The following is a 13,130-nucleotide window of genomic DNA, read 5'->3' as shown; positions in this document are numbered from 1 at the left end:
TCCAGAAAAAATGCGTGAAAGTACGCATGCGCGCGTAAACGGCACAGACGGATGGAGGACGCAGTCTTTTCGGGGGCTCAGCTTCCGCGCAGGACGCGGTCGGACAGGCGTGCGGGAACAGGAAGGATAGTATTCATGGGGCTTGGCCTCTCGCTCATTATTATGTTCGAGCAGTCGGGCTACTCGATGCGAGGGACATTAATCAGGCACCCGATACCGCGCAATTCGACAAACGCAACTCTGTGCGTTTATCGAACAACATTGAACAGCCCACTCAAGCGAACAGTTGCGCACTCAGATCACGACTGGCCGCCAACATGATGGGCAGGAACCGCTGTTCCAGTTCGCTGCGACTGACACGCCCGGCATGTGTACTGACATTCAAGGCTGCCAGCACCTGGCCCGACGAATCGTAGACCGGTACAGCGATCGAGCGCAGGCCCTGCTCCAACTCCTGATCGACAATACACCAGCCTTGCTGGCGAACCTGCTGCAAGCATTCAAGCAGCGCCTCTGGATCACGAATGGTTCGACTGGTCTTGGCCTGTAAATCCGCGTGTTCCAGGTACTCATGCAAGGTGGCATCGTCAAGTGCCGCCAGCAGGATCCTGCCCATCGAGGTGCAATAAGCCGGTAGCCGCCCGCCCACCGACAGGTCCACTGAAATCAGCCGCTGTACCGTGGCCGAACGCGCGATGTACAGGATATCGTCGCCTTCCAGCGTGGCCATGTTGCAGGCTTCATGCAACTGGTCACTCATACGGTCCAGATATGGCTGGGCCGACACTGCCAACGGCGTGGACGACAGGTAGGCATGCCCCAGGGTCAGCACTTTGGGAAGCAGCGAATAGGTACGGCCGTCCGTGGTCGCATACCCTAGTTTGATCAAGGTATGGAGGCAGCGGCGCACCGCAGCACGAGGGATCTCGGTACGGTGACTGATCTGGGCAATGGTCAGATGGCGCTTGCGCTCCTGAAAAGCCTGCACGACCGCCAGCCCCCTGGCCAACGAAGTCATAAAGTCCGGGTCGCCAGTAAATGCCTGGATGCGCTTGGCCGGCGAAGCCACGATCGGGGGTGCCAACGAAGCAAAGGAGCTTCGCAGCTGGTCGTTGAGTCCTGGCCCTTTAGGCTGTAGTTCGTCGTTCATGGCTTACCTCGGCAAAACGCTCACGAGTGCGATTATCGAACCATCGACCGATAATCGCAATTGACCGCACCCCACAATTGCTTATACCTTTCTCCAGCCACCATGTGGCTTCTTGGAGAGACTGGTCAGGTACCCACCGTAGAAGTCCCAGGCACGGCCTTGCTCTCGAAGCGAGGCCGTTTTTTATTTTTTGCAGCGACTCAACAACCCGTTCAGCGCATGTATGGACGATCATCATTTACGTTCATGAATGCGCAACAGAACTTTGTTGTTGCAGCCGAGGCAGTACCGAACGATAGAGTTATTCAACTCACTTGCTATAATCCAACTTACGTTTGGATGACACGGTAGTGCACGCCGTCACTCGAGCCTCATGCAAATGTGCTCAACGGCTCGACGACAGCGCCTTGAAAGCTTCAAAATACGCGTGGTCATCCGTTTACCCGGAAATACCCCGGACTGCCCACGGTGTTTCATACACAATTGTCGCGTATGAAGCCTGCCTGCGGGACAGCATCCGCCTTAACACCAGAGTGTCATTTCAACTATCAGGTAACAACTGTGACGAAAGATGAACTGCGCGCGGAACTTGAGCGCCAGGAACAACGTTACAAGGAAGTTTACGGTGGTGAAGTAACCACCTACGCGGCCCAGCCCGACCCGGAACGCAAACCGTGGCGCAAACGCGCCAGCGTTCTTGACCAGGCATTTGCCCAGGAACTGCAGAAAATGGAAAAGGAGCTCAAGGCCGAGGAGCCTTAGCATCGTTTTCAAACCGCCTACCCGCCTTGCCCTGAGGGCTCTTATCGGGTATGCGTGCAGCGCCATAGCTGGAGGAGTCTTGCGCTGGATCAGTTAACGGTTACGTAATCTCACAAATTTCATACAAACGTATGATTTTTTTGAGCTCGTTTAAAATCCTTGATTTCGCGGAATTTAACCGCAATTTCACCGAAATTTATCCGCCTGAACCCGCAAACCCTCTTTTTTCACCGTCGCGATCCATCGCTGGACAGGTACTTACCGACCAGCAGCTAGTGCATCGATTACCGATGATTTCTGGCATAATCGCGCCCCCTTATGACCGGGTCAGAAAACCTTCATGATCGAATTATTCAGCGGACTTGATGCCTGGGTCCTGGTAAGCCTGCTGCTTGCCTTGACCTTCGTGCTCGCATTCGAGTTCATCAATGGCTTTCATGACACCGCCAACGCGGTTGCCACAGTCATCTATACCAAAGCCATGCCACCGCACCTGGCCGTGTTCTTTTCCGGCGTGTTCAACTTTCTCGGTGTTCTGCTCGGCGGCGTCGGGGTGGCTTACGCCATCGTCCACCTGCTGCCGGTAGAACTGCTGATCAATGTGAACACCGGTCACGGCCTGGCCATGGTCTTTTCGCTGCTAGCCGCGGCGATCACCTGGAACCTGGGCACCTGGTACTTCGGGATTCCGGCATCCAGCTCCCATACCCTGATCGGCTCGATCCTGGGCGTAGGCCTGGCCAACGCGATGCTCAACGACATTCCGCTGGGTGATGGCGTCAACTGGCAGAAAGCAATCGATATCGCCATGTCGCTGGTATTGTCGCCAATGGCCGGCTTCCTGGTCGCCGCACTGGTGCTGCTTGCCCTGAAATGGTGGCGCCCGCTGTCGAAGATGCACAAGACTCCGGAGACACGCCGCCAGGTCGACGACAAGAAACACCCACCGTTCTGGAACCGCCTGGTATTGGTCATTTCAGCCATGGGCGTCAGCTTTGTACACGGTTCCAACGACGGCCAGAAAGGTATTGGCCTGATCATGCTGGTACTGATCGGCATCGTCCCGGCGCAGTTCGTCCTCGACCTGAACAGCACCACCTACCAGATCGAGCGCACCCGCGACGCAACCCTGCACCTGAGCCAGTTCTATCAGCGCAACAACGCTACCCTTGGCGAGTTCCTCGCACTGGGCAAGGCAAAGAATGGCGACCTGCCGGAGCAGTTCAGTTGCAACCCGCAGCAGACCGAACCGACCATCAATGCCCTGACACAATCGCTCGCGGGCGTCTCCGACTACCACTCGCTGTCGCCTGAAAAGCGCGTCGAAGTGCGACGCTACCTGCTTTGCCTGGACGACACCGCGAAGAAGGTCGGCAAGCTGCCGAACCTGCAAGCGCGTGAAAAAGCCGACCTGGAGAAGCTGCGTAAAGACCTCACCGCCACCACCGAGTACGCGCCGTTCTGGGTAATCCTGGCTGTCGCCCTAGCACTGGGTGTCGGGACCATGGTTGGCTGGAAACGGGTTGTACTGACCATTGGCGAAAAAATCGGCAAGCAAGGCATGACCTACGCCCAGGGCATGTCGGCACAGATCACCGCAGCCTGCGCCATCGGCATGGCCAACGTGTTCAGCCTGCCCGTGTCGACCACCCATGTACTGTCCTCTGGCGTTGCCGGCACCATGGTCGCGAACAAGAGCGGCCTGCAAGGCGGCACTGTCCGCACCATCCTTCTGGCCTGGGTATTGACCTTGCCAGCATCGATGTCGCTGGCAGCCGGGCTGTTCTGGCTGGCATCCAAAGCCATCGCCTGACCCGTAGCAGCACAGTAAAGAAAGGCGCCTCACGGCGCCTTTCTTATGCTTGAAAGCTCCCCAGCACTAGCGGCGCTTACTCCCCAGCAACGACCCCATCAGCCCCCTTACCAACTGCCGCCCCAACTGACCGGCCGCCTGGCGCACTGCCGACTTGATCGCCTGCCCTGCAGCACTCTGTAAAAACTCACCGGCTTTATCGGCAAAACTGTCCTCACTGGCTGCAGGCACCTGCTCCGGCACTGGCGCAGTACCTTTACGTGCCGACAACATTTCATAAGCCGATTCGCGGTCTATCGGCTTATCGTAACGACCGGCCAGCGGCGAAGTTGCAATCAGATGTGCTCGCTGCGCGTCACTCAATGGCCCGATACGTGACTGCGGTGGCGCAATCCGCACGCGCTGAACCATCCCGGGGGTTCCCTTCTCCTGTAGGGTTCCCACCAATGCTTCCCCGATCTCAAGCTCCGTGAGCACTGAAAGCGTGTCAAACGCCGGATTAGGCCGAAAGCCATCCGCTACGGCCTTGAGCGATTTCTGCTCTTTGGTGGTAAATGCACGCAAGCCATGCTGGATACGCAACCCCAACTGAGCCAGAACATCGTCAGGCAGATCTCCCGGCGACTGGGTAACAAAGTAGACCCCAACGCCTTTGGAGCGGATCAACCGAACCACCTGCTCCAAGCGTTCTTGCAATGCCTTTGGCGTTCCGCTGAACAACAGGTGCGCCTCATCAAAGAACAATGCCAACAGGGGTTTGTCTGCATCGCCACGTTCAGGCAACTGCTCAAATAGTTCGGCCAGGAGCCAGAGCAGGAAGGTTGCATACACCTTTGGCGCCTCATGCACCAGACGACTGGCATCCAGCAGGTGGATACGCCCGCGCCCATCGGCAGCCGGCTGCAAAAGGTCTTCCAGTTGCAGCGCAGGCTCACCAAACAGCGCCTCGGCGCCCTGCTGCTCAAGACTGGCCAGACGACGCAAGAGCGCCTGGCTGGAGCCGCTGGTCATCAATGCTGCATCGTCGCCCAATACCTGCGGATTGTCCTTCAAGTGCGCAAGCAGTGCCTTGAGGTCCTTGAGGTCAAGAAGCAGTAACCCTTCTCGATCCGCCACCTTGAACGCGGCATACAGCGCGGCTTGCTGGCTGTCTGTCAGCTCCAGCAAGTTACCCAACAGTAGCGGCCCCATCTCGCTGAGCGTCGTGCGCAAGGGGTGGCCCGACTGGCCGTGAACATCCCACAAGGTAACCGGGTAGGCCTGCGGGCGATGCTCAAGCCACGGCATCGAGGCGATGCGCTCGGCGACTTTCCCCTGCGGATCGCCCTCTGCGCCGAGGCCGCACAAGTCACCTTTGACATCGGCGGCAAACACCGCCACACCCGCGTCGCTAAAAGCCTCGGCCAAGTGCTGTAACGTCACGGTCTTTCCGGTACCCGTGGCACCCGCCACCAGCCCGTGACGGTTGGTCAGACGCAGCGCCTGAACGACGGGCTGACCATCAACATCTGCGCCCAGTACGACGTGTGCGGAGTCAGTCATTATTTTTTCTTCCTCTATTCAAGCTTTGCATGAAAGCGGTCGATAGCTAGGTGTGATGCACCGCACCAAAAGCCAGAAAAAGACCCGACAAGGACATCGGCCCCTGCACTGCTTTGAAGCTGTTCTTTGTGCGACAGACCCGGATTAGAAGACCTTAGCGGACATATACGTTATGAACAAAAGCCTCCGTTTCAGCCATAAGATCCTAATGGCCGCTTCATTGATCGTCATGATCGCCTTCGCCCTCTTTACCTTGTACAACGATTACCTGCAGCGTAATGCGATTCGCGATGATCTGAAAAACTATCTTGAGGAAATGGGCGAATCCACATCGACCAACATCAAGAACCTGTTTGACGGTCGTATTCTGCTGGTACAAAACGCGGCCCAGAACATCGCCGCCTTCCCCAATCAAGAAGCCATCGGCACGATACTCGGCCAACAATCGCTTGTTTCAAGCTTCCTGACGGTTTACCTGGGCGACATCAATGGTGGCTTCACCATTCGTCCGCTGACCAAGATGCCCGACGGTTACGACCCACGTGTTCGCCCTTGGTACAAGGATGGCCTGGCAGCCAATGGCCCGATCCTGACCGAACCTTACATCGACGCCAGCACCGGCAAGATGGTGATTTCCGTGGTGGTTACGGCAGCCCGTAATATCGGCGTGGTCGGCGGTGACCTGGCCCTCGACGGCCTGACAGAGATCATCAATTCGCTGAACTTTGGCGGCATGGGCTATGCCTTCCTGGTGAACGATCAGGGCAAAATCCTGGTGCACCCCGACAAAAACCTGGTGATGAAGTCACTGTCGGACCTGTTCCCGCAGAACACCCCAAGCCTCACCAAGGAAATGAGCGAAGTCGAGCTTAACGGCCGCACCCGCGTACTGAGCTTTGCGCCAGTCAAAGGCCTGCCGTCAGCCAACTGGTACATCGGCCTGTCCATAGACAAGGAGAAAGCCTATGCCATGCTCAGCAAATTCCGCACCTCGGCGATCATCGCCACCCTGGTCGCCATCGTTATCATCATCGCCCTGCTAGGCCTGCTGATTCGCATGCTGTTGCAACCCTTGAACATCATGACCAAGGCAATGGAAGACATTGCTGAAGGTGAAGGTGACCTGACAAAACGCCTGAACATTCACAACCACGATGAGTTCGGCACCCTGGGCAAGGCATTCAACCGTTTCGTCGAGCGCATCCACGGCTCTATTCGCGAAGTGTCTTCGGCGACCCAACAGGTCAACGAAGTGGCGTTGCGTGTAATCAGCGCCTCAAACTCGTCGATGGTCAACTCTGACGAACAGTCCAACCGCACCAACAGCGTTGCCGCAGCAATCAATCAGTTGGGTGCCGCCGCCCAGGAAATCGCCCATAACGCTGCGCAGGCCTCACAACAGGCCAGTTCTGCACGGCACCTGGCCGAAGAAGGTCAGCAGGTGGTCGACCGCAATATCCAGGCCATGAATCGCCTGTCTGACCTGATCTGCACGTCCAGCGCCCACATCGAGACGCTCAACAACAAGACGGTCAACATTGGCCAAATTCTTGAAGTCATCACCAGCATCTCGCAGCAAACCAACCTGCTGGCACTCAACGCAGCGATCGAAGCTGCGCGAGCCGGCGAGGCCGGTCGTGGTTTTGCGGTGGTTGCCGATGAAGTCCGCAACCTGGCACACCGCACGCAAGAGTCGGCACAACAGGTGCAGAACATGATTGAGGAGTTGCAGGTTGGCGCCCGTGAGTCGGTTGACACCATGAGTCAGAGCCAGCGCCACAGCCAGGACAGCGTGTCGATCGCCAACCAGGCAGGCGAGCGCCTGAGCAGCGTGACACAGCGCATCGGCGAGATTGACGGCATGAACCAATCGGTCGCTACCGCTACTGAAGAGCAGACGGCGGTTGTCGACTCGATCAACATGGACATCAATGAAATCAACATGCTCAACCAGGAAGGTGTCGAGAACCTGCAATCGACCCTGCGCGCCTGCTCAGACCTGGAACAACAGGCTACCCGCTTGAAACACCTGGTCGGCAGCTTCCGCATTTAACGCCACCTGCAGGCAGCGACGCCCGTCGCTGCCTGCCCTCCCCCCGCACACCCAACCGACCACACCTGCAGTCTCTGGCGCGAAGCGCGGACGGATGGCTCATACCGAAATCGCGCGAAACCGCCGAATCAGTTGAACACCACGGTTTTGTTGCCGTGCACCAGTACGCGATCTTCCAGGTGATAACGCAGGCCACGGGCCAGCACCATCTTCTCGACATCCCGGCCGAAACGAACCATGTCTTCAATGGTGTCGCTATGGCTGACGCGCACCACATCCTGTTCAATGATCGGGCCGGCATCCAGCTCTTCAGTGACATAGTGGCAGGTTGCACCGATCAGCTTCACGCCGCGCACTGCCGCCTGGTGGTAGGGCTTGGCGCCAACGAACGACGGCAGGAAACTGTGGTGAATATTGATCACCTTCTGCGCATATTCCTGGCACAACTGTGGTGGCAGGATTTGCATGTAGCGCGCCAGCACGACCACATCGGCGGCATGCTCTTTGACCAGGCGCGAAACCTCGGCAAATGCAGGCTGCTTGTCTTGAGGGTCGACAGGGACATGGAAGAACGGGATGCCGTGCCACTCAACCATGCTGCGCAGGTCGTTGTGGTTGGAAATCACGCACGGAATCTCGCAATCCAGTTCATTGCTGTGAAAACGGTGAAGCAGGTCGGCCAGGCAATGGGACTCGCGACTGGCCATCAACACCACACGCTTCTTCTGGTCGGTATCGGTGATCCGCCAAACCATGGAGAACTCTTCTGCGATAGGCGCGAAGGCCTCGCGAAAAGCCTCGATACCAAACGGCAGGGTTTCAGCGCGAATTTCGTGACGCATGAAGAACCAGCCGCTCAATTCATCGGAATGGTGGCTCGCTTCGTTGATCCAGCCGTTGTAGGACGCCAGGAAATTACTGACTTTGGCGACGATGCCGACGCGGTCGGGGCACGCAATCACCAGCCGATAGGTGCGCATGAAAATGGACTCCAGAACTTCGCAAAGGTGCTCATTCTAACGATTGCCCAGCAAAACTGCAGTAATGATTGCAACTGCCGGGTCGGCAGATGGACGGTGGCCGCAAGGTCTTCGACCACTGGCGCTACGCCAGCTGCGACAAAAAGTTACTTGTTCCAAGACACTTTAAGTTTGTAAATTTCTACCTGACAGATTCCAGACATTAAAATGCGTTCATGTGATTTTCGAGTTTAATGTTTACTTGACGAAAACCTCTGACTATTATTGCGGCACTGTTTCCCTTTCCACCAAGGATTACCCCATGTCCCTGATCAACGAATACCGCGCTACAGAAGAAGCCATCAAAGAACTGCAGGCCCGTCTGAAAAACCTGTCGGAAGACGACAAACTACAGAAAGAGCTGGAGTTCGAAGGCAAATTGCGCGAGCTGATGGGCGAGTATCAAAAGTCGCTGCGCGACATCATTGCCCTGCTGGACCCAGAAGCCAAACTGAACAAAGCACCACGTGGCGCGGTGAAAACCACCGGTACCAAGCGCGCGCGCAAGGTCAAACAATACAAGAACCCACATAACGGCGAAGTCATCGAAACCAAAGGTGGCAACCACAAGACACTGAAAGAGTGGAAAGCCAAGTGGGGCGGCGACGTGGTTGAAGGCTGGGCAACGCTGCTCGGTTAATCACGACCGGCATATACTGATGCCTGTAATAAAAACGCCAGCATGCTGGCGTTTTTTATGTTCGCAATATTTTACATCTGTAAACGCACCTTCAGCGCCTGAACATATTCACGCCACGTACCGAGCAATCCACGCTGCTGCTCCGTTGCCTGAGCCCAACACCCCTCCAGCGCCTGTTCGAAGGCGGGCAGCGTGTTGGGCGCGCCCATGGCCTCGTCCGTCAAACGCTGTCGACAGAACTCGACCCAACGTTGATGCTCTTCAGCACTCAAGGTCTCAGGAAAGTTTCGGGCACGATAACGGAACAACAGCTCCGGTAAGCGTTCGTCATCAAACATCCACTGCCCGCTCACCAATTGTTGTGGATCAACACTGCGCACCTGCTCGCACAAGCGACGATCACGCTCGCCTAAAAAACCCTCGTACAGTTGCTGTTCGGGGTCTTCACAGGACGAAAATTCCTCGGAGGCATAAACCGTTTTCAACTTATCTTGAACAATCGCCTGATGACCTTGCAGCTCAGCAGCCCTGTCGTGATACAGCTGCATATCCAGCGCCAAGCGCTGCTGATCTTCATTGCGCAATACCGACAACGGTGCAATCACCGGGCAACGATTTATGTGAATCAACTTCAAGGGTACCGGTAGCTGCCCCTCGGCTAACGACTCACGGCGCGTGTATAAATGCTGGCGTATTACCTCGGCCTCTTCCTCCAGCAAAGGCTGGGGATCCAGGTGCAGGTCACAGACAATCAGTGCATTGCGATTACGTGGGTGCCACGCTAAAGGCAACACCACACCCAGATAATTACGCGCGGCGGAAAAGCGACCGGAGATATGTACAACGGGCTGCATCAATCGAATATGGTCGAGTACTTTCTGCTTGCTACGCAGTTGAAACAGCCAGTCGTATAGCTTCGGTTGTTTTTGTCTGATCAACCTTGCCATCGCAATAGTGGCACGCACGTCGGACAACGCCTCATGCGCCTGGCCGTGATCGATACCATTGGCGGCAGTCAGCAGTTCGAGCTTCAGGCTGATGCGTCCGTCCTGCTCAGGCCAATTGATGCCATCCGGGCGTAAAGCGCAGGCGGCCCGTACCGTGTCGATCAGGTCCCAACGGCTATTGCCACCTTGCCACTCTCGGGCATAGGGGTCGAAAAAGTTACGGTAAAGGCTGTAACGCGTGACCTCGTCGTCAAAACGCAAGGTGTTGTAACCCGCACCACAGGTACCCGGGCGCGCCAGCTCGGCATGAATGCGCGTCATGAATTCAGCTTCGCCAAGGCCATGATCGGCCAAGTGCTGCGGCGTAATGCCAGTGATCAGGCACGCCGCTGGGTGCGGCAAAATATCGTCACTGGGTCGACAGTAGAGGTTGACCGGCGCCTCGATCTCGTTGAGCTCAAGGTCAGTGCGCACACCGGCAACCTGCAACGGGCGATCGCTACGGGGGTTGATGCCGGTGGTTTCGTAGTCGTGCCAGAAGATGCTGGAGCTCACGGGAATTCCCTGATCAGAAAATCCCCCGAGTCTACCTCAAGCCGAAGCGCTCAATGGGTAGAAGCTGAAGTAGTTGCGCAGGGCAAGCACCAGGTGATCATACTCACGAGGAGGGTGCAGCAGCATGAAGCCAGAGTCGTAGTGGCCTGGCGTCTGGTCCTCATGGCACCAGAGGCAACTGGCCGTCAGATTGATCAGGTGCTGGGCACCGTCAATGCCGGGCAAACGGATCTGCAACTCGAAATCCGGTCCCACCAGCAGAGGCAGCTGGCTGATCAGCATCAGGCCGTCTTCCGACACATTACCCAAGTAACCAATAGGCTGATCGGTAAGGCGGTTGAAGACTTTGAGGAAATAAGGGAGCTGGTGTCGCTCGATATGGCGCTCGGTAAACATGGTTCGAACCACTGTCGGAAACCCTTGAGCAGGGTCGCGCTAGTACTGCCGATGGGGAGGCGCTTGCCTATGACAAGACTAGCGCAACATACCCCATACGTCACAATCGAACCCTAGTACTTTCGCACTAGCGCCAGGAGGTAACCGCTGCCGGGCGGGTAATCGCCTCCTCACCTGCGCGGTAGTGGCCAAGGCGTTCCAGCGTCTGCAAACGTGCCCGGGCACGGAACGCATATTCGTTCTGTGGGTAACGCTGAATGATGTACTGGTAAGTCTGTACCGCGTCCGGGTAGAGCTTCTGGCGCTCCAGGCATTGCCCCCGCAGCATCGCGACTTCCGGCTGTACGAACGGCCGGGCTCGGCTGGTACGGTCGACCTGGGACAGCTCGAGCATCACCCGCTCGCAGTTACCCCGATCATAGGCACGGTAGGCATTATTCAAATGGTGGTCCATCGACCAGCGGGTACAGCCGACGACACTGGTCGCCAAGGCTAAGACTATCAAGGCTCGCATGGGGGATTCTCCTGTGATGTGCAGTGTATCGGCTTTTGGCCGCAAATCTGAAGACGAGCCACCCGACACACGTCCTACGGTTCAAACGACCTGCACTCCGCCTGCAAGGTAGTACACAGGAACAATGACTACAGGCTTTTTCAGGAGTAGCCTTTCGCAGCGCTTCACTAAAGGAGTCTGTGCATGACCATCCGCCGTACCAAAATTGTCGCCACCCTCGGCCCCGCCAGTAATTCACCGGAAGTTATCGAGCAACTGATCCTCGCCGGTCTGGATGTCGCGCGCCTGAACTTCTCTCATGGCAGCCCCGCAGAGCACAAGGCTCGCGCCCAGCTGATCCGTGAAATCGCCGCCCGCCTCGGCCGCCATGTGGCCCTGCTCGGCGACCTGCAAGGCCCTAAAATTCGTATCGCCAAGTTCGCCAACAAGCGGATCGAACTCAAGGTCGGCGATCGTTTCACCTTCTCCACGGCTCACCCACTGACCGAGGGCAACCAGGACATCGTCGGTATCGACTACCCGGACCTGGTCAAGGACTGTGGCGTCGGCGATGAACTGCTGCTCGACGACGGCCGCGTGGTCATGCGTGTCGAAACCGCTACCGAGGATGCGCTGCACTGTTCCGTGCTGATCGGTGGCCCACTGTCTGACCACAAGGGCATCAACCGCAGAGGCGGTGGCCTGACCGCCCCGGCCCTGACCGAGAAAGACAAAGCCGACATCAAGTTGGCTGCCGAGATGGACCTGGACTACCTGGCCGTGTCCTTCCCGCGTGACGCCAGCGATATGCAGTATGCCCGTCGCCTGCGTGACGAAGCCGGCGGCAAGGCCTGGCTGGTGGCAAAAATCGAACGTGCCGAAGCCGTTGCCGACGATGAAACCCTCGACGGCCTGATCGCCGCCAGCGACGCGGTCATGGTGGCACGGGGTGACCTGGGCGTGGAAATCGGCGACGCCGAACTGATCGCGATCCAGAAGAAGATCATTCAGCACGCCCGCCGCAACAACAAGGCCGTGATCGTCGCCACCCAGATGATGGAGTCGATGATCCAGAACCCGATGCCGACCCGTGCCGAAGTGTCCGACGTCGCCAACGCCGTACTGGACAACACTGACGCGGTGATGCTCTCGGCAGAAAGTGCTGCCGGTGCCTATCCGGTCGAAGCCGTCCAGGCCATGGCGCGCATCTGCCTGGGCGCGGAAAAACACCCGACCAGCCAGAAGTCCAGCCACCGCCTGCACACCCGCTTTGAGCGCTGCGACGAAAGCATCGCCCTGGCGGCCATGTACACGGCCAACCACTTCCCGGGTGTCAAGGCGATCATCGCCCTCACCGAAAGTGGCTACACCCCACTGATCATGTCGCGCCTGCGCTCCTCGGTGCCGATCTTTGCCTTCTCGCCACACCGTGCCACCCAGGCTCGTGCCTCGATGTTCCGTGGCGTGTACCCGGTGGCGTTCGACCCAGCAGCCCTGCCAGCGGACAAAGTCAGCCAGGCCGCGGTTGACGAGTTGATCCAGCGTGGCGTGGTTGAGCAAGGCGACTGGGTCATCCTGACCAAGGGTGACAGCTACCACACCATCGGTGGCACCAATGGCATGAAGATCCTGCACGTCGGCGACCCGATCGTCTAAGGTCGAGCCAGCCCCTCAAAAGCCCTGCAGTGCACACTGCGGGGCTTTTTTGTTTTTGCGCTCCACACGCCCTTCTGCACCTGCGCCACGCTGCCTGCACCAAC

At 57.6% G+C, this 13,130-nt stretch carries 11 protein-coding genes and 1 pseudogene; 6 read left to right on the top strand and 6 right to left on the bottom strand.

Annotated elements, in window-relative coordinates:
- Positions 1 to 274 precede the first annotated feature (274 nt).
- Entirely contained in the window at positions 275 to 1,150 is an 876-nt protein-coding gene (gene pcaR / locus CYD26_RS11140; RefSeq protein ID WP_065758708.1) for a pca regulon transcriptional regulator PcaR, read from the bottom strand.
- A 561-nt stretch (positions 1,151 to 1,711) separates the two neighbouring features.
- Between pcaR and CYD26_RS11135 the strand changes: the two genes are divergently transcribed.
- Both CYD26_RS11135 and CYD26_RS11130 read left to right on the top strand, forming a co-directional pair.
- Entirely contained in the window at positions 1,712 to 1,912 is a 201-nt protein-coding gene (locus CYD26_RS11135; RefSeq protein WP_065758709.1) for a hypothetical protein, read from the top strand.
- Positions 1,913 to 2,252: 340 nt separating this feature from the next.
- A complete protein-coding gene (locus tag CYD26_RS11130; RefSeq protein WP_099775678.1) occupies positions 2,253 to 3,725 on the top strand; it encodes an inorganic phosphate transporter in 1,473 nt (490 codons plus the stop codon).
- Between the two features lie 66 nt (positions 3,726 to 3,791).
- On the opposite strand, the gene CYD26_RS11125 is transcribed toward CYD26_RS11130, so the two are convergent.
- On the bottom strand, positions 3,792 to 5,267 hold the full coding sequence (locus CYD26_RS11125) for a helicase HerA-like domain-containing protein (RefSeq protein WP_102052622.1): 1,476 nt from the start codon (positions 5,265 to 5,267) through the stop codon (positions 3,792 to 3,794).
- A 172-nt stretch (positions 5,268 to 5,439) separates the two neighbouring features.
- On the opposite strand from CYD26_RS11125, the pseudogene CYD26_RS25895 reads away from it, so the two are divergent.
- Positions 5,440 to 6,462: pseudogene (locus tag CYD26_RS25895) on the top strand (cache domain-containing protein); the annotation flags it as partial.
- 93 nt (positions 6,463 to 6,555) lie between these two features.
- The gene (locus CYD26_RS25890; protein WP_371917216.1) at positions 6,556 to 7,320 is read left to right on the top strand and encodes a methyl-accepting chemotaxis protein; all 765 of its coding nucleotides are present in this window, start codon (positions 6,556 to 6,558) and stop codon (positions 7,318 to 7,320) included.
- Between the two features lie 128 nt (positions 7,321 to 7,448).
- Here CYD26_RS25890 and purU read toward each other — a convergent pair whose 3' ends face one another.
- The gene (gene purU / locus CYD26_RS11115) at positions 7,449 to 8,300 is read right to left on the bottom strand and encodes a formyltetrahydrofolate deformylase (protein ID WP_065761852.1); all 852 of its coding nucleotides are present in this window, start codon (positions 8,298 to 8,300) and stop codon (positions 7,449 to 7,451) included.
- Positions 8,301 to 8,601: 301 nt separating this feature from the next.
- Here purU and mvaT point away from each other — a divergent pair, with 301 nt between their 5' ends.
- Positions 8,602 to 8,979 carry a histone-like nucleoid-structuring protein MvaT gene (mvaT, locus tag CYD26_RS11110; RefSeq protein WP_065761853.1) on the top strand — a complete coding sequence of 126 codons (378 nt, stop codon included), beginning with the start codon at positions 8,602 to 8,604 and terminating at the stop codon, positions 8,977 to 8,979.
- Positions 8,980 to 9,050: 71 nt separating this feature from the next.
- On the opposite strand, the gene sbcB is transcribed toward mvaT, so the two are convergent.
- The 3 genes from sbcB to CYD26_RS11095 form a co-directional block, all read right to left on the bottom strand.
- Complete coding sequence (sbcB, locus tag CYD26_RS11105) at positions 9,051 to 10,481, bottom strand: exodeoxyribonuclease I (RefSeq protein ID WP_099775680.1); 1,431 nt, start codon at positions 10,479 to 10,481, stop codon at positions 9,051 to 9,053.
- 36 nt (positions 10,482 to 10,517) lie between these two features.
- Positions 10,518 to 10,877 carry a PilZ domain-containing protein gene (locus CYD26_RS11100; protein ID WP_065761855.1) on the bottom strand — a complete coding sequence of 120 codons (360 nt, stop codon included), beginning with the start codon at positions 10,875 to 10,877 and terminating at the stop codon, positions 10,518 to 10,520.
- Positions 10,878 to 11,004: 127 nt separating this feature from the next.
- The gene (locus CYD26_RS11095; protein WP_065761856.1) at positions 11,005 to 11,391 is read right to left on the bottom strand and encodes a tol-pal system YbgF family protein; all 387 of its coding nucleotides are present in this window, start codon (positions 11,389 to 11,391) and stop codon (positions 11,005 to 11,007) included.
- A gap of 183 nt (positions 11,392 to 11,574) precedes the next feature.
- Here CYD26_RS11095 and pyk point away from each other — a divergent pair, with 183 nt between their 5' ends.
- A complete protein-coding gene (pyk, locus tag CYD26_RS11090) occupies positions 11,575 to 13,026 on the top strand; it encodes a pyruvate kinase (protein WP_065761857.1) in 1,452 nt (483 codons plus the stop codon).
- Positions 13,027 to 13,130: the final 104 nt, after the last annotated feature.

The sequence above is a fragment of the Pseudomonas sp. FFUP_PS_473 genome, assembly GCF_002858665.1.
Lineage (GTDB): Bacteria > Pseudomonadota > Gammaproteobacteria > Pseudomonadales > Pseudomonadaceae > Aquipseudomonas > Aquipseudomonas defluvii.
Note: the sequence above shows the minus strand (reverse complement) of the source record. Positions and strands in the feature narration are given on the sequence as shown.